Source organism: Brachybacterium massiliense (assembly GCF_900184245.1).
GTDB classification, from domain to species: domain Bacteria; phylum Actinomycetota; class Actinomycetes; order Actinomycetales; family Dermabacteraceae; genus Brachybacterium; species Brachybacterium massiliense.
Window position 1 is genome coordinate 426,583 of sequence record NZ_FXXB01000007.1, and the last position, 19,451, is coordinate 446,033.

The 19,451-nt window shown below is 71.2% G+C and carries 19 protein-coding genes; 5 read left to right on the forward strand and 14 right to left on the reverse strand.

The features are described from left to right. Positions 1-85 precede the first annotated feature (85 nt). From BN4251_RS08675 to BN4251_RS08690, 4 genes are all read right to left on the reverse strand, one after another. Positions 86-589, reverse strand: a complete 504-nt coding sequence (locus BN4251_RS08675) for a hypothetical protein (protein ID WP_087484701.1) — start codon at positions 587-589, stop codon at positions 86-88. 141 nt (positions 590-730) lie between these two features. After that, positions 731-1,447 (reverse strand): hypothetical protein, encoded by a 717-nt coding sequence (locus BN4251_RS08680; RefSeq protein WP_087484702.1) that lies wholly within the window; start codon positions 1,445-1,447, stop codon positions 731-733. A 13-nt stretch (positions 1,448-1,460) separates the two neighbouring features. Further along, a complete protein-coding gene (locus BN4251_RS08685; RefSeq protein WP_087484703.1) occupies positions 1,461-2,339 on the reverse strand; it encodes an ABC transporter ATP-binding protein in 879 nt (292 codons plus the stop codon). Then, a complete protein-coding gene (locus BN4251_RS08690) occupies positions 2,336-2,695 on the reverse strand; it encodes a GntR family transcriptional regulator (RefSeq protein WP_087484704.1) in 360 nt (119 codons plus the stop codon). The genes BN4251_RS08685 and BN4251_RS08690 overlap by 4 nt, the downstream gene beginning before the upstream one ends. A 157-nt stretch (positions 2,696-2,852) precedes the next feature. Between BN4251_RS08690 and BN4251_RS08695 the strand changes: the two genes are divergently transcribed. Next, a complete protein-coding gene (locus tag BN4251_RS08695; protein WP_087484705.1) occupies positions 2,853-3,839 on the forward strand; it encodes an MDR family oxidoreductase in 987 nt (328 codons plus the stop codon). Positions 3,840-3,841: 2 nt separating this feature from the next. Further along, complete coding sequence (locus BN4251_RS08700) at positions 3,842-4,825, forward strand: NAD(P)H-quinone oxidoreductase (protein WP_170931895.1); 984 nt, start codon at positions 3,842-3,844, stop codon at positions 4,823-4,825. Here the strand turns inward: BN4251_RS08700 and BN4251_RS08705 are convergent. Continuing rightward, positions 4,780-5,649 carry an HAD family hydrolase gene (locus BN4251_RS08705; RefSeq protein WP_087484969.1) on the reverse strand — a complete coding sequence of 290 codons (870 nt, stop codon included), beginning with the start codon at positions 5,647-5,649 and terminating at the stop codon, positions 4,780-4,782. The genes BN4251_RS08700 and BN4251_RS08705 overlap by 46 nt on opposite strands. A gap of 94 nt (positions 5,650-5,743) precedes the next feature. Next, on the reverse strand, positions 5,744-7,015 hold the full coding sequence (serS, locus tag BN4251_RS08710; protein ID WP_087484707.1) for a serine--tRNA ligase: 1,272 nt from the start codon (positions 7,013-7,015) through the stop codon (positions 5,744-5,746). 44 nt (positions 7,016-7,059) lie between these two features. Between serS and BN4251_RS08715 the strand changes: the two genes are divergently transcribed. Beyond that, positions 7,060-8,223 carry a diacylglycerol/lipid kinase family protein gene (locus BN4251_RS08715; RefSeq protein WP_087484708.1) on the forward strand — a complete coding sequence of 388 codons (1,164 nt, stop codon included), beginning with the start codon at positions 7,060-7,062 and terminating at the stop codon, positions 8,221-8,223. A gap of 161 nt (positions 8,224-8,384) precedes the next feature. Here BN4251_RS08715 and BN4251_RS08720 read toward each other — a convergent pair whose 3' ends face one another. The 5 genes from BN4251_RS08720 to BN4251_RS08740 form a co-directional block, all read right to left on the reverse strand. After that, a complete protein-coding gene (locus BN4251_RS08720) occupies positions 8,385-9,365 on the reverse strand; it encodes a universal stress protein (protein WP_087484709.1) in 981 nt (326 codons plus the stop codon). 106 nt (positions 9,366-9,471) lie between these two features. Beyond that, the gene (gene pheA / locus BN4251_RS08725; RefSeq protein ID WP_087484710.1) at positions 9,472-10,431 is read right to left on the reverse strand and encodes a prephenate dehydratase; all 960 of its coding nucleotides are present in this window, start codon (positions 10,429-10,431) and stop codon (positions 9,472-9,474) included. A 68-nt stretch (positions 10,432-10,499) separates the two neighbouring features. Beyond that, the gene (locus BN4251_RS08730; protein WP_087484711.1) at positions 10,500-12,119 is read right to left on the reverse strand and encodes an HNH endonuclease signature motif containing protein; all 1,620 of its coding nucleotides are present in this window, start codon (positions 12,117-12,119) and stop codon (positions 10,500-10,502) included. A 318-nt stretch (positions 12,120-12,437) separates the two neighbouring features. Next, positions 12,438-12,944: a GNAT family N-acetyltransferase gene (locus BN4251_RS08735; RefSeq protein ID WP_087484712.1), complete on the reverse strand. Its 507-nt coding sequence runs from the start codon at positions 12,942-12,944 to the stop codon at positions 12,438-12,440. 36 nt (positions 12,945-12,980) lie between these two features. After that, positions 12,981-13,397, reverse strand: a complete 417-nt coding sequence (locus tag BN4251_RS08740) for a GntR family transcriptional regulator (RefSeq protein WP_087484970.1) — start codon at positions 13,395-13,397, stop codon at positions 12,981-12,983. Between the two features lie 84 nt (positions 13,398-13,481). On the opposite strand from BN4251_RS08740, the gene BN4251_RS08745 reads away from it, so the two are divergent. Next, entirely contained in the window at positions 13,482-15,467 is a 1,986-nt protein-coding gene (locus BN4251_RS08745) for a hypothetical protein (protein ID WP_245810265.1), read from the forward strand. Here the strand turns inward: BN4251_RS08745 and BN4251_RS08750 are convergent, their stop codons facing one another. The 3 genes from BN4251_RS08750 to BN4251_RS08760 all read right to left on the reverse strand — a co-directional run bounded on the left by BN4251_RS08750 (position 15,468) and on the right by BN4251_RS08760 (position 18,180). Next, on the reverse strand, positions 15,468-16,817 hold the full coding sequence (locus tag BN4251_RS08750) for a glycosyltransferase family 2 protein (RefSeq protein WP_087484713.1): 1,350 nt from the start codon (positions 16,815-16,817) through the stop codon (positions 15,468-15,470). Continuing rightward, a complete protein-coding gene (locus BN4251_RS08755) occupies positions 16,814-17,644 on the reverse strand; it encodes a DUF5926 family protein (RefSeq protein ID WP_087484714.1) in 831 nt (276 codons plus the stop codon). The genes BN4251_RS08750 and BN4251_RS08755 overlap by 4 nt, the downstream gene beginning before the upstream one ends. An 80-nt stretch (positions 17,645-17,724) precedes the next feature. Next, positions 17,725-18,180, reverse strand: coding sequence for a hypothetical protein (locus tag BN4251_RS08760; RefSeq protein WP_087484715.1), 456 nt, complete (start codon positions 18,178-18,180; stop codon positions 17,725-17,727). Positions 18,181-18,393: 213 nt separating this feature from the next. On the opposite strand from BN4251_RS08760, the gene BN4251_RS08765 reads away from it, so the two are divergent. Further along, positions 18,394-19,443: a C2 family cysteine protease gene (locus BN4251_RS08765; protein ID WP_170931897.1), complete on the forward strand. Its 1,050-nt coding sequence runs from the start codon at positions 18,394-18,396 to the stop codon at positions 19,441-19,443. Positions 19,444-19,451: the final 8 nt, after the last annotated feature.

Here is a 19,451-nt window from a genome sequence, read left to right on the forward strand (position 1 = left end):
CGTCGTCGTTTCGAGAGATCGCGGGGGTCTCCTCCACCGTAGGCGATCGGGGACGACGCCGGGCCGCTGCCCGAGCAGCCCCGATCTACCGCGATGAGTTCGCGAGCCAGCGCCGATGCGCCTCGATCGCGGCCCGGGTGGGCGTGCGCAGCTCCGTCGCAGGACTTCCCCAGCGCAGGAAGTTCTCGCCGCGGTACACCGCCATGCGATCCGTGGTCGCGAGCGCGGTGATCCGGCGCCCGAGAGGTTCGTTCAGCACCACCACCGCGGCTCCCGCGGTCCAGTAGTCGGCGGTCTGCTGGATCACGGCGACCTCCTCCCACCGGATGCGGTGGGAACGAACGTAGTGCACGAGCGTGAGGCCCTCGTCGTCGACGGTGAACTGGAGGCGGGTGCCGATCAGCATGGCGGCGAGAGAGAAGAGCACGACCATCAGGCACACCCCCGCTCCCAGCACCCCGGCGACGGAGTCCAGCGTGAGCAGCATGGCACCCGCGCCGAGCACGAAGAGGCTCGAGAAGCCCACGACGCAACCCATGCCGGCCCGGATCCATCCGATCTTCAGCGCGCGGTACCTGACCTCGGCCATCTGTCCGTCCTCCCCAGGGATCCCACCCGACCCGTCCGCAGAAGAGGATACGGCCCTCGGCGCATCATCTCGGTGGCGGAGCTGCTGGACCCCGCGCCGTCGCCGGACTGACGCCCGGGACGGACGGGGGCCGGCGCACGCTCAGCTCACCTGTGTACGGCGCACCAGCACCAGCCAGATCGCCGCCGACAGCGCCCCGATCACGGCGATCACGACCATCCACGGCCCCCAGCCCATGGTGAGGAGATCCAGCAGGCCCCGTCCGAAGCCGTCGAGGAACAGCACTCCCGAGAGGATTCCCACGCCGATCAGCGCCAGGACGGCGCCGGAGATCCAGAGGAACGCCTGACCGAAGCGGAGGAAGGCCGCGGTGATCGCGGCGCCGAGGAACAGCACGGTGAGAATCAGCAGGAAGGTCTGCACCAGGGTCTGCCACGGTGCGCCGGTGCTGGTGTAGAACACGTCGAAGAAGCGGATGCCCAGACCGAAGCCCTCGGTCGCTTTCTCGATGGTCTTGCCGAGGGTGATCAGCGCCGAGTAGACGACGGCGTTGCCCAGGAACACCACGCTCAGCCCGGTGGCGAACTCCCGGCGGGTCAGACCCAGTCCGAGCGCGAGGGGGAAGTACTGCCCCATGGAGGTGAATCCGTAGCCGATCAGCGGACCGAACAGCGCGAAGATCGCCCCGTTCCACTGCAGCCCTTCGTACATTTCGGCCCGGGCCTCGGGGCCCTGGGAGCCGACGATCGCGCCGGCGGCGAGGATGATCGCGAGGGCGAAGGTGACCGCGAGCAGCGGCCAACCGAAGGCTTGCATCCGGTTGACCAGGTGCATGTCGATGACGTTGCGTGAGCGCATCTCGGAACTCCTCTCAGCGTGCCGCGGCCGTGGCTGCGGCAGTGGTGCGATGGACGATGTAGTTCTGCAGCGAGACGGGCGCGACCTGGAGCCCTGCGGCCCGGGCCCGCTCGGCGCCGCCGGGCTCTGCGTGGAGGGTGGCGGTGGCCAGCGAGCCGATCTCCTGAACGTGGAGCACATCGGCCCCAGCGGCGAAGGCCATGACCTCGTCGCGACGGCCGGAGACCTCGATCGCGGCGTTCTGCAGCGTCTCGGCCTCCTCGGAGATCGCGACCCGACCCTCGTCCAGCAGCACCACGTGCTCGAGGAGGTTGGCGACCTCGTCGATGTGGTGGGTGGAGAGGATGACGGTGCGGGGGTGGTCCGTGAAGTCGGCCAGCAGACGATCGAAGAACAGTCGTCGTACGACCGCGTCCAGGCCCAGGTAGGGCTCGTCGAAGAAGGTCAGCGGCGCTCGGGAGGCGAGGCCGAGGATGATGCCGACGGCGGAGAGTTGGCCGCGCGAGAGCTTCTTGATGACTCTCTTCTCGGGGAGTCGGAAGTCGGCGATCAGCTCGCGGGCCAGGTCCTGGTCCCACGCGGGGTAGAGGCTCTCGGCGATGCGCAGCACGTCCAGGGGGCGGAATCCGTCGGGGTACTTCTGGCTCTCCTGGATGAAGCACGTCCGAGCGAGCACCTGCGGGTTCTCCACGGGGTTCTGCCCCAGCACCCGCATCTCGCCGGAGCTGGCGAAGATCTGCCCGGTGAGCAGCTTCATGAGGGTGGTCTTGCCGGCGCCGTTGCGGCCCAGCAGACCATGCACCCGGTTCTCGGCGAAGGACAGCGAGGCGTCGTCGATCGCGACGACGTCGCGGAACTGCTTGGTGAGGTTGCGGGTCTCGATCGCGGTCATCGTGACGCCTCCTTCGTGATCATCTCGGTGAGTTCATCGGGGTCGATGCCCAGCTGTGCGGCTTCGCGCAGCAACGGGACGATGTAGGTGCGGGCGAAGTCGTCGCGTCGGCGCCTGCGCAGCAGCCCGGTCGCTCCGACGGTGACGAACATGCCCACTCCGCGGCGCTTGACCAGCACACCCGCATCGGCGAGGCGGTTCAGCCCTTTGCCTGCCGTGGCGGGATTGATGCGGAGGAAGGCGGCCAGTTCATTGGTGGAAGGCACCGGGGTGCCCTCCGGGTAGGTGCCGTCGAGGATCCCGTCCTCGATCTGCTCTGCCACAGCGATGAAGAGCGGCTTCGACTCGTCGAGCACGCCGCACCTCCTGTCGTCGAGGCCGCACCGCGGCTCCTTGGTTCATTACTCCACTAACTAACCATAGAACCAATGAACCGTCAAGGAGCCTGATCGATGTTCCGTCGTCACGGCGCATAGGGTGGAGCCCACCGCCCGCGAAAGAGAGGAGCGCCCCGTGCGCGCTGTGCTGATCGACTCCGAGGGCTCGGCCCCACGCCTGCTGGAGGACGCCGACGAGTCCCTGCTCAGCGGCGAGGTCGCCCTGGACGTGCTGGTCTCCAGCTACAACTACAAGGACGGGATGGCGATCGCCGGCAAGGGCATCGCCCGCACCCATCCGCTGATCCCCGGTATCGACCTGGTGGGGCGGGTGACCGACGTCGAACCCGGCACCGAGGGCCGCTTCTCCGCCGGCGACCTGGTGCTCCTGAACGGAGACGGCATCGGCGAGTCCCGTCACGGCGGCTTCGCGACCCGGGCACGGGTGCGCGCCGACGCGCTGGTGCGCCTGCCCGCGGGCCTCTCCCCCGAACGCGCTGCGGCGATCGGCACGGCGGGGTTCACCGCGATGCTCGCGGTGCTGCGCCTCGAGGACACGGGCGTGACCCCGGAGTCCGGGGATGTGCTGGTCACCGGCGCCTCCGGCGGCGCGGGCTCGATCGCGGTGGCGCTGCTCGCGGGGCGCGGGCACCGGGTGATCGCCTCGACGGGCCGCTCGCACGAGAACGCCGAGTACCTGCGCGAGCTCGGCGCGGCGGAGGTGATGGATCGCCGGGAGCTCTCCGAGGAGCCGGGCCGTCCGCTGCAGTCCCAGCGCTTCGCGGGCGCGATCGACGGGGTGGGCAGCACGACGCTCGCGAACGTCCTCGCGCAGACCTCCTGGGGCGGCACGGTCGCCGCGTACGGCCTGGCGCAGGGCCCGGATCTGCCGACGACGGTGCTGCCGTTCATCCTGCGCGGGGTGACGCTGGCGGGTGTGAACTCGGTCGAGTGCCCGCTGCCGCTGCGTGAACGGGCCTGGGACACCCTGGCCGCCGAGCTCGACATGGACCTGCTGGATGCGATGACCACGAGCATCGGCCTGTCCGAGACGATCGACTACGCGGAGCGGATCCTGTCCGGGCAGGTGCGCGGCCGCACCGTGGTGGAGGTGACCCAGTGACCATGCGCGCGATGACCATCACCGAGGACCACCGGCTCGAGCTCGCCGAGCTGCCCGAGCCCGTCCCCGCCCCCGGCGAGGTGCTGGTCGATGTGGTCGCCGCCGGCGTGAACCGGGCGGACCTCGCCCAGACCGCGGGACAGTATCCGCCGCCCCCGGGCGCCTCCGAGCTGCCGGGCCTCGAGGTGTCCGGGCATCGTCGCGACACCGGCGAGCCGGTGGTCGCACTGCTCGCGGGCGGCGGGTACGCGGAGGTCGTCGCAGTCCACGAGGACCTGCTGCTCCCGGTCCCGGACGGCATGGGCCTGGTCGAGGCCGCGGGCGTGGTCGAGGTGGCCGCGACGGTGATCTCGAACCTGGTGCTCGAGGCGGGCCTGCGCGAGGGCGAGACGATCCTGATCCAGGGCGGGACCGGCGGCATCGGCAGCGCCGCGATCCAGATCGCGCGGCACCTCGGGGCACGGGTGCTCACCACCGTCGGCTCCGACGAGGCGGTCGCCACGGCGCGTGAGCTCGGCGCGGACCTCGCCTGGAACCGCCGCACGACGGACCTGCTCGCGGCGGTCCGCGAGGCCGGCGGGGTGGACGTGATCCTCGACGTGGTGGGCGGCCAGGCGCTCCCCGATCACGTGAGGATGCTGCGCGAGAACGGTCGCCTGGTGATCATCGGGACGCTCGGCGGGGCCAGTGGCGAGCTGCCGATCGGGCTGCTGATGAGCAGGCGCGGACGCATCATCGGCACCACGCTGCGCTCGCGCCCGGTGGAGATGAAGCGCGGGATCCTCGAGGCGACGAAGCATCTGGTGTGGCCGCTGCTGGCCTCGGGCGAGCTGCGGATCCCGATCCAGGCGCGCTTCCCTCTCGAGCGCGCCGAGGAGGCCCACGCGGTGCTGCGGGAGGGTGGGCACCTCGGCAAGGTGATCCTCGAGGTGGGGACGGCTCAGGCCAGCAGCTTCTCCAGCACCAGCACGGTGCCGTCCTCGTAGATCGAGTCGGTGACGACGTCCGCGACGTCCTTCACGCCCTGCGGGGCCTGGCCCATGGCCACGCCCGCACCGGCCCAGGTGAGCATCTCGACGTCGTTGAAGCCGTCGCCGACGGCGACCGTGTGGGCGCTGTCGATCGCGAGCTTCTCGCGCAGCACCTCGAGGGCGCTGGCCTTGGAGATGCCGGGAGCGGCCATGTCCAGCCAGGCCGTCCAGCCGATCGAGTACTCCACGCCGTGCACGCCGGACTGGGCGACGACCTCGGAGAACTCCTGCGGCGAGAGGTCCGGGACGTGCACCACCACGCGCACCGCCTCGAGGCCCATCAGATCGTCGAGGTCGCTCTCGATCGCCTCGACGCCGAAGCTCGCGTCCTGGAAGCCGGCGGTGGAGCGGAAGGTGCCGTCGGCCATCTCGACGGCGTAGTGCGCATCGGGCGCGACCTCGCGCAGGGTGCGCAGCGCATGGCCGGGCTGGAAGATCTGGGTGTCGATGACGCGGTACCCGCCGTCGGCCTGCGGATCCATCTCGACGGTCACCGCGCCGTTGGAGCAGACCGCATAGCCGCGGGTGATGCCCGCCGCCTCGACGATCGGCAGGGTCGCGCCGAGCGAGCGGCCGGTGGCGATGACGACGGTGTGCGACTCCGCCGCCCGCTGCAGCACGTGGTGCAGCGACGGGGTCATCGCCCCGTCGTGGTCCACGAGCGTGCCGTCGACGTCGAGGCCGATCAGCAGCCGCTGCCCGGCGAGGCCGTCGAGGTGCTCGTCCAGGCGTGCGCGGGTCGCATCGCGGTCGGTGGTGGTGGTGGAGGAGGAGGTCATGGCCGGCAGTGTGGCATCGCTGCGGGACGAGCGGGTGAACGGCCCGTGACGAAGCGCCTCGAACAGTCGGCGGAAGAGTCCGGGAGCGGGCATCTCAGGCAGTGCCCCCCGCGACCTCGAAGATCTCGCGACCGCCGAGGTAGGGGCGCAGGCCCTCGGGCACCACGACCGAGCCGTCGGGCTGCTGGTGGTTCTCGAGGACCGCCGCGATGAACCGGGTGGTGCCGAGGGTGCCGTTGAGCGTGGCGACCGGGCGCAGCCCGTTCTCGGTGCGCTCGCGGATGTTCAGCCGGCGTGCCTGGAACTGGGTGGTGTTCGAGGTGGAGGTCAGCTCGCGGTAGGTCGACTGCGAGGGCATCCATGCCTCGCAGTCGTATTTGCGGGCGGCGGAGGTGCCGAGGTCGCCGGCGGCGGTGTCGATGATGCGGTAGGGCACGTCGATGCGCGCCATCATCTCCCGCTCCCAGTCCAGCAGCCGCTCGTGCTCCTCGTAGGAGTCCTCGATCCGGCAGTAGGAGAACATCTCGACCTTGTGGAACTGGTGCACGCGGATGATGCCGCGGGTGTCCTTGCCGTAGCTGCCGGCCTCGCGGCGGTAGCAGGCGCTCCAGCCGGCGTAGCGCAGCGGGCCGTCGCTGAGGTCGATGATCTCGTCCTTGTGGTACCCGGCCAGCGCCACCTCGCTCGTGCCCACGAGGTAGAGGTCATCGCCCTTGTCGAGGTGGTAGACCTCGTCGGCGTGCTCGCCGAGGAAGCCGGTGCCCTCCATCGCCTCGGGCAGCACCAGGGTGGGGGTGATCATCGGGGTGAACCCGGCCCTGGTGGCCTGGTCGATCGCGGAGTTCAGGATCGCGAGCTCGAGCTGGGCGCCGACGCCGCGCAGGAAGTAGAAGCGGGCGCCGGAGACCTTCGCGCCGCGCGCCATGTCGATCGCGCGGAGCCCTTCGGCGATCTCGAGGTGGTCCTTGACGGGGTGCTCGAACTGCGGGACCTCGCCCACGTGCTCGCGCACCACGAAGTCCTCCTCGAGCCCGGCGGGAGCGCCCTCGGCGAGGTTCGGGATCTCGCGCAGGGCGGCGTCACGCGCGCCGAGCGCCTCCTCGGCCTCGGCCTCGAGCCGCTTGACGTCGGCGGCGAGCTGCTTGACCTCGGCCAGCAGCGCCTGCTTCTCCTCACCCTTGGCCTGGGCGACCTTCTTGCCGAAGGCCTTCTGCTCGGCGCGGGCGGACTCGAAGGCGGAGGTGGTCTCGCGCCAGCGCGAATCCGCCTCGAGCACCGCATCGACGGTGGAGGGGTCGCGTCGGCGTGCACGCTGTGCTTCACGGACGACGTCGGGGTTCTCGCGCAGGAGCCGCAGATCGATCATTGCTCCAGGGTACCTGCGCACGCGCACGCCAGTACGCTGACGGAATGGACCTCACTCTGCTGCTGCTGAGCATCGCCTCGGTGGTCACCACCGCCGTCACCATCGCCCTGCTGGTGATCGTCCTGCGCAGGCTGGGACGCCACCGCCGCGAGCTGAACTCCCTGCGCGCCGCACAGCAGCAGCGTCCGGAGGCGTCCCCGCCGGGGCCCGATGCCCCGGCGGAGGAGGGCGAAGGGTCCGACGATCAGCGGCTGCGCCGCGTCGCGGTGGTGCTGAACCCCTCCAAGTTCGAGGGCACCGACTCCTTCCGCCGCAGCATCACCGAGGTGGTCGAGCGGATCGAGGGTGCAGAGACCGTCTTCTACGAGACCACCATCGACGACCCCGGCGAGGGCCAGGCCCGCCAGGCCGTCGAGGAGGGCGCAGATCTGGTCATGGCCGCCGGCGGCGACGGGACCGTGCGCATGGTCGCCTCGGTGCTGGCCGGCACCGATACCCGGATGGGCATCATCCCCGCCGGCACCGGGAACCTGCTGGCCCGCAACATCGAGATCCCGCTCGAGGACCCGTCGGCCGCGATGGTCGCGGCGCTGACCGGCACGGACCACCAGGTCGACGTGGGCTGGCTGCGCACCGGCACCTCCGCCTCCGCGGCCCGCTCCGCGCCCAAGCAGATCTTCCTGGTGATCGCCGGGTTCGGGGCGGATGCGGAGATGATCGGCTACACCGATCCGAAGATGAAGAAGCGGATCGGCTGGATCGCGTACATCTTCGGCGGCATCCGCACGATCCTGGGCCGCTCGGTGGACGTGGTGGTGCAGCTGCCGGACGAGTCCCGCCACGCCCACAAGGCCCGCACGGTGCTGCTGGGCAACGTGGGCAAGCTGCCCGGCGGCTTCGTGCTGATGCCGGATGCGACGATCGACAACGGCCGTCTCGAGGTGGTGGTCGCCGGATGGCGCGGCGCCGCCGGGTTCAGTCAGGTCGCCGCGCAGGTGGTCAACCCCAAGCTGATCCCGAAGTACGGGCCGAAGCTCTCCACGATGGAGCGCTACCTGACCCCCGGCATCCACGTCACGACCACGAAGGCGCAGCCCGTGCAGCTCGACGGCGACTCGGACGCCGAGGCCACGCACATGATCGCGACCGTCGATCCAGGCGTGCTGCGCCTGCGGGTGCCGGAGGGCACGGACCTCTCGCAGCCGTAGGCGGGCCTGCCCGACGGGCGCTTCGGTCCTACGACCGCTCCGCCTCCGGCGCGATGAGCTTCCCGCTGCGGGCGAGGCCGGGATCGGTGCCGTCCGCGAGGTCGAGCGCCTGCTGGAGCGTCTGGTCGATGCGGAGCCTGTGTCCCTTGCGCCCGCCGGGCTCACCGGCCGGGCCGATCCTCGAGCGCGCTGCGCACGCCCTCCATCCGGGAGTCCTCGAGCGGCGGGACCACCATGACGGGGCTCTCCGCGCCGTGCAGGGCGGCGCGCGAGACCGATCCCAGCAAGGCGCTCGCCACGGCGCCGCGGCCGCGGGAGCCGACCACGACCAGCTGGGCGGTGCGACTCGCCTCGCGGAGCAGCTTGCCGGGGTCGCCGAGGGTGACCTCCGCGGTGATCTCGAGGCCCGGGACGTGCTCGCGCACCCAGTCGGCGGCCTCGTCGAGCGCGCTCTGCACCGAGGTGCGGTGGTGCTCGGTCGCCTCGGCGGCGACGGCGGCCCCGGCCGGGGTCCAGAAGTCGTCGTGCGGGACGGAGAGGGCGACGAGCATCCGCAGCGAGGTACGGCGCTCTGCCGCTTCCTGCGCCGCGTGCAGCGCGGCACGCCGACCGTCGAGCGAGCCGTCGAGGCCCACGACCACGGGGCCGGAGGCCTTCTCGGTCTTCGAGGGCACGACGATCACGGGGCAGCGCGCGTGCGCGGGCAGCTCCGCAGCGACCGAGCCGAGCAGCCGGCCGAGGAAGCCGCCGCGCCCGCGGGCGCCGACGACCATCAGCAGGGCGCTGTCCGAGGCCTCGACCAGCGCGCCCACCGAGTCACCCTCGGCGGTGAGATACGAGACCTCTCCGGGATGGTCCATGAGCTGCGCGGCGGCGGCGTCGAGCACCGCCTGGGCCTGACGCTTCTTCACCTCCGCCTCGGGCTCCTGCGGGAGTGCGGCGTAGGTGACGTAGACGTCCAGCGGCGCCCGGTAGGTGGTGATGACGCTCAACGTCACGCCCCGACGGGTCGCGATCGCCGCGCCGTACTCGAGAGCCGCGACGGAGTGGGGCGACCCGTCGAAGCCGACGGCGACGCCGAGCCTGCGCGCACCGGGGTCGAAGGGGATGGTGGGCTGGTCCTGCTGGCCGTGGGAGTTCATGGTGCATCCCTTCACGGGGCTTCCGAAGTGGCGAGGACGACGCCCCGTCCTCGAGTCCGTCCTCGCACCTCCACCGTACCCCCGCAGCGGCGCACCGCACCGGGACTCAGGTCGGGGTGATCATCTCCGACAGCCGCGCGATCCAGTCGCGGGCGTCGTCGTAGGCGTGGTCCGCGAAGTCCTCGCGCACCTCGGCGCTCTGCCCGTCGGCCCGCGGGTAGGAGCCGAGGTAGTGCACCACGGGGCAGAGGCGGTGCAGGGAGCGCAGGGCGGCGGAGACGCGGCGATCTTCGATGTGGCCCTCGAGGTCGAAGGAGAAGGAGTACCGGCCCAGGAAGTCCCCGACGGGGCGCGACTCGATCCGGGACATGTTCACGCCGTTGGAGCTGAGGATCTCGAGCGCCTCGAGCAGTGCGCCGGAACGGTTGTGGGGCAGCTGGATGACGAGGGTGGTCTTGTCGGCGCCGGTGCGGGCGGGGATCCGACCCTCGCGGGTGACGAGCACGAAGCGGGTGATCGCGCCCTCGTAGTCCTCGATGCCCTCGGCGAGCACCTCGAGCCCGAAATGCTTCGCGGCCAGCGGCGAGCAGACGGCGGCGCGGCCGCGCGCCTCCTGCGCGGTCATGGCGGCGAGGTCCCGGGCCGCGGCGGCGGTCGAGGAGGCGGCGGCGATGTTCGCCTCGGGGACGCTGCGGCGCAGCCAGCCCTGCACCTGCGCCTGGGCGTGCGGGTGGGAGGAGACGGTGGTGAGCTCCTCGAGCGGGGTCCTCTCGCGGGCGGCGAGCACGAAGGTGATCTGCACGGTCTGCTCGGCGACGATGGTGATCGCATCGGTTGCGGCGAGCACGTCGAGGGTGCCGGAGACTCCACCCTCGACGGAGTTCTCGATCGGCGCCATCAGAGCGTCGATATCCCCCGCGAGCAGGTCGGTGGTGGCCGTGGCGACGGAGGCGAAGGGCACCAGCTCGGGTTCGGCGGAGCGGAACTCCTCGGGCGTCTCGGCGAGGGCCTGCAGGAGCGCCTGGTGGGTGAAGGTGGTCTCGGGACCGAGGAATCCGTACCGCATGCACGGAAGGGTACTCGGGGCTGCTCAGGCCGGCGCGCCCCGTCCGTCGCCGCTGCGGAGGCGGAGGGTCAGAACGGTGGAGGGGACTTCTTGAGCTCCTCGAGCCTGCGCTCCTCGTCGGTGAGCTCGACCTCGGGGTCCACCGGTCCCCACTCGTCGAGGAGGCGGTCGAGCTCGCCGCTGCGTTCCATCTCGTCCATGTCGACGAGCCACTGGTGATGCACCCATGATTCGGTGAGCACCTTGGCCAGGCGTGGGGTCGCGAGGTCGCGGGCAGGGGCCACCCGGGTGGTGATCAGGGGTGGGGAGCCGACGGTCCAGGTGGTGGTGCCGTCGGGTTCTCGGGTGGGGTCGATCCGCTTGGCGGTCTTGAGGTCGTGGTGTCCCCAGTGCAGTCGTTGGAGGTTGTCGAGGCTGGTGGGCCCGCCGCGGGAGGGGTGGACGTGGTCGAACTCCTCGATGTGGTCGTTCTCCGCGTCATCGGTGGTGGGGCGGGGGCATCCGGGAACCGCGCAGCGAGGGTTCTGCAGGCGCAGGTGCTCGACCATCTCGGCGGTGGGCCGGTACTTCTCCGCGGGCACGGGGAGGTAGCTGCCGACGATGGGGTTGGTGAAGATGCGGTGCCAGACGGGCTCGGCCGCGGCGAGGGCGCGGGCCATCTCGGCGGGCAGTGGAGTGATGCCGTCGTAGGTGGCGGGGGTGTCGTCCAGGCCCATCAGGGTGAGCACGGGGATGACGACGTTCACGCGGTGGCGGGGCGCGGGGACCTCCACACCGGCGGTGTCGAGCATTGTGCGCTGGAGGATCGCGTAGCGCAGCTCGGCGAGGCTCATCGCTGAGCCGTCGCGGGCGACCTCGCCGTCCAGGTCGAACGGGATCGGGGCATCGTTCTCGACGGCGCGACGCTGATCTCCCTGGACGGCGCGCGCGGCGGCGTCGAGGCGGCGGGCGAGGCCGAGGATCTCGGGGATCGGTCCCGTGATCCGCAGGCAGGCGGTGCCGTCGTCGCGCCCGTTGCCCTCGAGGCTCACGTCGCGGGTGTCCTCCGGGCGGGTGCGAGGAGTGCGGCACTCGAACCAGGCGACCAGCTGGCGCAGCTCGTCCCGGAATCTGTCCACAGGAATGGAGGCGAGATCCCAGGCGGCGATCTGCTCATCGAGCTGAGAACGCTGGAACGGGGTCAGATCGCGCACTGCCCGCAGGGTGCGCGAATGCCATTCCTGGGGCATTTCTCCGGCGGCGAGCCGCTCGAAGGTCCGGGGCATCTGCGTGACGGCGATATGTGCGTCGCTGATGCGCGAGACAGCGGCGTCGGTGGTGGTGCGCAGGGCGATCGCCACGGCGAGGCTGCGTTCTTCGCGGTCGTCAGCGAGGTCGGGATCGTCGCGATCCACCCAGAATCCGGCGAGGGAGAGGAGCTTCCGTGCGTACCGCCGGGAGGCCTCGCGCTCGTCGTGCAGAAGATCGACGATGGCCGCCGCATCGGCGCTGCCCGGCTCGACGTTTCCGCGCATGAGCAGGGAGGAATCGGTGAGCTCGGCGCGCGCACGCACTCGTGTCCGTGGAGGACCATCGAGGGTCCGGGCGGAGGCGGAGGCGGAACTGATCGCGGGCCCGGAGGTGGAGCTGGGCGCGGTCGCGACGCCGGCGGCGGGCGTCGCCGCTGCGTGATGCTCTGTCGCAGTCATCTCCCCCCCCCTTCGACAGTCCGTGGAGTCCGATGAGCCATGGCGCCGACGTCCGCGTCGATCGCGCCGCCGGGCGCACACATACTCCAAATCGAACACTGCTCCGATTTGCCCTCAAGCCTATCGGGCCACTCCACGCAGGACAACAGTGCGCGGCATATGGCGATAAATCTGTGGATAACTCGCAGTGTGGAGGAAAGGTGGGCGACAGGGTGTGGATGAATCTCGTGGATCCACATTCCATCCACATTTTCAGAATGCTCGTTGACGGCAGCGCCTCCCCGCGCAGAGGGTCGGTACATGACCCAGATCGACGAGCTAGTGCTCTCCGCGCAGCGGCAGGAGCCAGCGTTCGGCGCGCCGGGAGCCACCGGCCGGATGGGGCGCGCCCTCCCCCGTCGGGCGGGCGCCGATCCGCCGTGCGACCGCCTGCGAGGCGGTGTTCTCCGGAGCGATCAGCAGCACGGCCTCGGCCGCCCGAGGATCCCTGCGCGCACGCTGCACGATCGCCCCGGCCAAGGGCACCCCCAGGCCGCGACCTCGTGCGGGGGCGAGCAGCCAGTAGGTGAGCATCACCTGGTCACGTGCGAGACCGGGCGCGAGGCGGTGCACCCCTCCCCCGCCGAGCAGAGCGCCCGTGCGCGGGTCGAGCGCCGCGAACTCCTGCAGCGGGCCGTCCTCGCGCCAGCCTTCGCAGCGAGTGAGGAACTCGGCGAGCGAGGCAGCATCCCAGGCACGCCCGATGATCTCCTCGGCGAGCAGCGCGTCCTGGCTGGCGAGAATCGCAGCATGGTGCCGCGTCCCGAGATGCTCGAGGCCGAGCATCAGCGCAGGCGCTTCCCCATCACCGGTTCCGCCGCATCACGAGGCGGCCGTCGGGCCGCTGCCGTTCTCCCCCGCGAGCACGGCGCGCACCGTCGCGAGGATCTCGACGTCGCGGGCGCCGCGGGCACGGGCCGTCGCGACGGGGCCCGCGAACAGGGAGATCAGAGCCGCGTCCACCGGGCCGCCGCTCTCGCGCTGCATGCTCTCGACGTCGCGGCGGGCGATCTGCTGCGCGCCCGGCGCGATCGTGGTGCCCGCACCGCGGCGGGTGACGATGATCCGCGCCTCCTCGAGGAGCTTGTAGGCGCGGGCCACGGTGCCCGCGGCCAGGCCGAGATCGGCGGCGTAGGCGCGGATCGCGGGCAGTCGGTCGCCGGGCACCAGCTCGCCGGTGCGGACCTGCTCGACGATCTCGCGGCGCACCTGCTCATAGGGAGGCTGTGGAGAAGGCATGGAGACCACGATAGATCGTGAAGAACGCAGGGAGGGTCAGCGATGGGCGCCTGTGCGCGCAGGACCGCCCCGTAGCATCGGGATGTGCTCCAGGAACTGCTCACCCCCGTGCGCCGTGCGCTGCTCGTGGTGCTGCTCGGCGCCCTCCTGGCGACGGGAGCGCCGAGCGCGAGCGCCGACGATCCCGACGATCCGGTGCGTCTGGTCATCGCGACCGCCGGGCTCTCCTGGGAGGACATCGATCCCGAGACCACCCCGCATCTGCAGTGTCTCGCCGACCGCTCCGGGGCAGGTGCCATGAACACCACCTCGACCACCGTGGTCTCCACGAAGCGTCAGGGCGTGGAGACGCTGCGCTCCGGGTACCGGGGCCTCGCTGAGGAGGCGCCGCGCAGCAGCGGCATCCCCACCCCGGCGAAGGATCAGTGGGAGCAGCTCGGGGTGCCGGTGACCACCATCGACCTCGCCGACTCCGCCGACGCCGAGGCCGCGCAGGAGATCTCGGCGGCCGTCGAGGCGGGAGACATCGTCGAGGTCACCGTCCCGTCCCTGCCCGAGCGCGGAGACCCCGGCCGCACGGAGGCTCTCACGGCGCTCGACGAGTCCGTCGGCGCGACGCTCGAGGCGCTCGGCGGCTGCGAGAGCGCGGAGCTGCCGCGCACCCTGCTGGTCTCCGTCGCGGCCACCGATCCGGAGGACCCGGAGACGATCGAGCGCACCGGCGCGGTCGCCTCCCGCACCGTCGGCCTGCAGGTCGCGCTCGACACCGCCTTCCCCGGCCAGGCCCTCACCAGCGGTGCCACCAAGCAGAACGGCGTGGTGGTGCTGACCGACGTGGTCGCCACGATCCTCGCCTCCCACGACGTCTCCCCCGACGGCCTGATCCCCGGCCAGCCGTTCCGCGGCACCGACCACGACGCTCCGCAGCAGCTCGCCCTGGACCGCTCCCTCGCGGCCGCGAAGGTCGATGCCGCGACCGTGCCGGCGCTCGGCTCCTGGTTCGTGCTCGGCGTGATCGGGATCGTGATCCTGCTGGTCCCGCCGCTGGCCCGTCGGCCGCGCCTCGCCGCCGTGGGCCGGGTGCTCGCAGCGGTCGCGCCGCTCGCGCTCGCGGTGGGGATGTATGCCTCGCTGGTGCCGTGGTGGCGGGCCGAGCACCCCACCCTGGCGTTGACCGGGGTGGTGTGGGCGGGCTGCGCGCTGCTGTCCGTGCTGGTGCTGGCGGGGCCGTGGCGTCGCCATCGTCTGGGCCCCGTGGGGGTCTCCTCGGCGCTGGTGGCACTGCTGCTGCTGGCCGAGTCCGCCACCGGATCGCGGTTCCAGCTGGCCTCGCCGCTGGGTGCGCAGCCGATCTCCGGCGGGCGGTTCTACGGGCTGTCGAACCACCTGTTCGGGATGGTGCTGGCCGCCGCCCTGATGGCGCTGCTGTGCCTGTTCACCGTCATGGGCACGCCGCGCGCACGGGTGCTGTGGACGGTCGCCGTCGGCGCACTGGTCGCGATCGTGTGCGTCGCCCCGTCGATGGGCGCGGACTTCGGCTCGATGCTCGCCACCATCCCCACCTTCGGGCTGCTCGCACTGCTGGTCTCCGGGATCCGGCCGCGGCTGTGGCACGTGCTCGCCCTCGGTGCTGCGGGCGCGGTGACGGTGCTGGCGGTGTCCTTCCTGGACTGGCTGCGCCCCGCCGAGGACCGCACCCATCTGGGGCGCTTCATCGACGAGCTGCTCAGCGGCGAGCTGCTGTCGGTGATCATCCGCAAGCTCGCCCAGAACATCGCGATGACCACGGGGTATCCGGCGCTCGCGGTGGTGATGGTGCTCGCGGCGCTGGCGTCGGCGGCGATCCTGATGCCGGGCCGGATCCGCTGGAGGCGCCTCGCGGCGCTGGACCTCGAGCACCCCGCCTCGTACTGGGTGCGGGTCGCGCTCGTGGTCGGAGCCTGGGTGGGCTACGCGGTCAACGACACCGGGCCCGTGCTGATCGCCTCGATGTTCGGGATCTGGCTGTGCCTGCTGCCCGCGACGCTGCCCGCGCCGCAGGAGGCGGAGCCTCCCGACGCGTCGTCCTGATCAGCCGTTCTCCGCGTCCACCGCGGAGTGGACCACGAGCGAGGTGTACTCGTCGGGTGTGAGCGGGGTCTGCAGGGAATCGGGGATCTGCGGTTCGCCGGCGCCGAGGTGGGAGGCGATGATCACCGCGTGCAGCGGCGTGAAGCGGCCCTCCACGGGGGCGGCGCCCATGCGCTCGGCGAGCGCCTCCAGATCGGTCTCGGCGAGGAAGACGATGTCATCGGGCGCGAAATCTCCCTCGACCGGCAGGGCGCGCAGCAGGCCGTCGAGCTCCGTCGGATCGACGTCGCCCAGGGCTCGGGTCTCGTCGTCGGAGAACGCGCCGTCCACGGGAAGATCCGCGAGGGTGAGCCGACGCTCCTCGGCGCGCCCGGCGACCTCCTGCGCGGTCTCGCGCTCGGGCACGACGGCCCAGACCTTCTCCTCGTCGTGGTCCGTCGGCCCGGCCGGGAGCGGCGCCGGCTCGCTCGGAGGGGCCGACGGGGCGGCATCCTCGTACGCGGCGGGCTCCTCCGGGTCCAGCTCCGGGCTCAGGTGGCGTTTGCGGGCGAGGGCCCGCACCACGTCGCGCAGCTGAGCGGCGCGATGCAGCTGACCGCGCAGGTCCTTGCCGGTGGCGCGATGGTGGAGCTGGGCGGGGATCTCCTTGACCCAGAACCCGTTGCTCAGCGCGTCGATGGTCAGGGAGGTCTCCACGCCCCAGCCCGGTGCGAGCGGGAGGCACGCCTCCCAGGTCTCGCGGGTGATGCAGCGGGTGCCGGAGAGCGGCTGGACCGGCTCCCAGCCGGTGGCGCGCTGGATGCCGCGGCGGGCGGTGCGCACCACCACGCCCATCCCGGCGGCGCCCTCCTGCGGGGGCAGCAGCGCGATGGCCATGTCCACGCCCTCGTCGAGCACGGCGTCCACGAGCGGCTGGGCCGCCTCGGCGGAGCCGCCCATGTCGGCGTCGAGGAACAGCAGGGCGCGGGGGATGCTCTCGCCCTGGTCGATCACGGGCAGCGGGCCGGTGTGCCCGGGCTCGCGCGGCTCGGCGTGCAGCTCCTCGGAGAAGCCCTCGCCGCCGTCGGCCCGTTCGGCATCCTCGCGCATCGCGACCATCTGCGCGCCGGTGGCCATCGCCGCGGCCTTGCCGCGGTTGGTCTTGTGGCGCACCACGAGGGCGTCGGCCCCCATGGCGACCGCGGAGGTGGCGTCGGTGGAGCCGTCGTCGACGACCACCACCAGGTCCACGCCCGCGATCCGGCGGGCGGACTCGATGGTGGCCTCGATCCGCTCCGCCTCGTTCTTGGCGGGGATCACGACGGCGACCCGCTCGGGGCGGTGCGCCGTCAGCGGCCCCGCAGTGCTCATCGCAGGGTCACCTGACGTGCCACGATGCCGCCGCGGGCGCGACGCTCGAGGGCGGTCAGCGGCTCGGTGGAGGTCAGCGCCTCCTCGAAGCGGGTGCGGAACGCCTCCGCCTCGGCCTCCGCGGCCTCTGCGCCGGCGCCCTTGGGCAGGTCCCAGACAGGGATCGACAGGCCCTCGGCGCGGAAGGAGCCGACGTACTTCGCGCCCTCGCAGAGCGCGGACTCGCGGCGGGCGTGGAGGCGGGTGACCGCGTCGATCACCTTCTCCTCGTCGGCGTCGAGCACCCAGCGCACATGCTCCTTGGGGCCGGCGTCGACCCAGTAGGCGTGGGACAGGCCCGCGACGGGGCGGGTCTGCATGATGGAGTCGTTGGCCTGCGAGATCGCCTGCTCGATCTCCCCGGTGCGCTCGGCGCTGGGGTCGAGCCAGAACTCGAAGGTCTCCTGGACCTGGAGGGCGAAGTCGCCGCTGAGGTCGAGGATGTCCTGCAGGCGGGGCGCGTCCTCGTCGAGGGTGACGGTGGTGATGGGGCTGCCGGGCTCGAGCTCGGCGGCGAGCCGGATCGCCTGGCCGATGCCGCGCGAGAGGTCGCCTCCGGGGTAGCCGGCCTGGATGCCGACGGTGACGGTGCCGTCGGTGCGGCGCACGGCGGGCCAGGCCATCGGCAGGATCGTGGCGAGCTCGACGTCGAGGGAGCCGTACTCCTCGGTGGTCTTCACGGCCATCGTCGCGGCCGGGATCAACTGGCGCATCGCCACGAAGTCCTGCTCATTGGGCAGGCCCTCGAAGGGACGGCGGACGAGGTCGTTGCTCGAGGAGGAACTCATGGCCGGAAGTCTACCGATCCGGGGGCGTGATCGCGCCGACCTCCCGCAACGGGGGCGGCGCGGGTCAGCGGGTCAGCGGGTCAGCGGGTCAGCGAGGATTCTCCGCAGTCACTGTCCACCTCGACCTCGAGTCCGTGGAGGCGGATCGTGGTGACGCCCTTCCAGGAGTCGATCCGGAGCACGCCGCCCGCGGGGCCCGCCGTTTCGAAGCCGTAGGCCGAGCCTCCGGTGTACCCGGGGTCTCCGAGAGCGTCCAGCCCGTGCTCCTGCAGCACCGCGTCGAGGCGCTGTTCGCGCTCGGCCCAGCCGGGATCGTCTTCAGGGAGCGCCAGCTCGGTAGTCCATTCCCCCGGGCGCCAGCGACAGATCCCCTCGTCATCCTCGGCCAGCGCTTCGCCCGTCGGCCCCTCCCAGGAGAGGTCTTCGTCGAGTGCGACTGCCTCCTGCAGCTCGACGACGAGCGCGTCGATCTCTTCGCGTGCTTCCTCCAGCGGGGCTGCAGTGCCTCCGCCTGCCGTGCATGCGGACATCATCATGACGAGCACTCCTCCCCACAGTCCTCGGACAGACCACCTCTGCATTCGCCCCTCCTCAGGCTCGCACCCACGCTATCCACAGCCCGGGCTCGGCACCAGCGCTTCCCAGTCATTGTGGGCGGAGCGAGGACATGAGAGAGAAAGATGTTCTATGGGGCGGACACCACGAGCGTGCGGGACCATGCAGCGCGCTGCACGGACGGCGCCTCGAGGGTGCAGGACATCGCCGAACGGCTCCTGGCCGCCGTGCACGGCGTCCATTGGACCGGCCCCGACTTCGATCGCTTCGCCGTCGAAGCCCTGCGATCCACCGCTCTGATCACGGCGGCCGGAGCGGCGCTCACCGATCGAGCAGCCGAACTCCACCTTCACGCCGAGGAGCAGGACGGAGCAAGCACCCCCGATAGCGGCGCTGGGGAGAGCACCATCGCGGAGATCTCGCCCAAGACGTTCGCACAGCTGCTGCAGCGCATGGCGGAGGGTGATGGCGCCTCCGCAGAGGCGCTGCGCCTTCTGTTCGGCGCGGAAGGGAAGAGCACGTCCGAGGACCTCGGCGGCTATCTCGACCCGGAACAGATCGACTCCCGAAGCATCGACCTCGACGACATCAAGCAGTTCTCCGCTGCGGAGGATCTCAGCCAGGGACGTATCGGCAACTGCTGGTTCCTCGCCTCTCTTGCCGCTGTGGCGGAGCAGAACCCTGAAGTGATCCAGGAGCACATCCGTCTCGTCGAAGGCGACACCCCCGAGTCGGACTATTGGGAGGTCGATCTCTGGGACGGTTCGGAATGGGTCACGCACGAGGTCACCCAGGACGAGATAGTCCGAGACGGTGTACGGGACACCGATGGGGACATCACGTGGATGACCATCTATGAGCGTGCGGCCGTCGAGCATATGGGTGGCGAGTACGGAGACATCGAAAGGAACTTCGCCGGCAAGGGATTCGACATCGTCGCCGGTGACAACGGATCGATGTCGCTCAGCCTCAGCCTGGACTCGATCGAGTCGAAACTCGATGAAGGGCAGAGCGTCGTCACGAGCACCCCGCCGGCGATCCCGCTGATCGGCCCGGCGGACGATGTCGTCCCCGGCCATGTCTACGTCGTGGATGAAGTGATCCGGCCGACGGACGGATCCGAGCCGAGGATCAGGCTCATCAATCCCTGGGGAGACCCCCACGCGAGCAAGCCTGCGGTGCTCGAGCTGACGCAGAGCGAGTATCAGCGCAGTTTCGTCTCACATAACTCCCTCGCGCACTGAGCACGCCG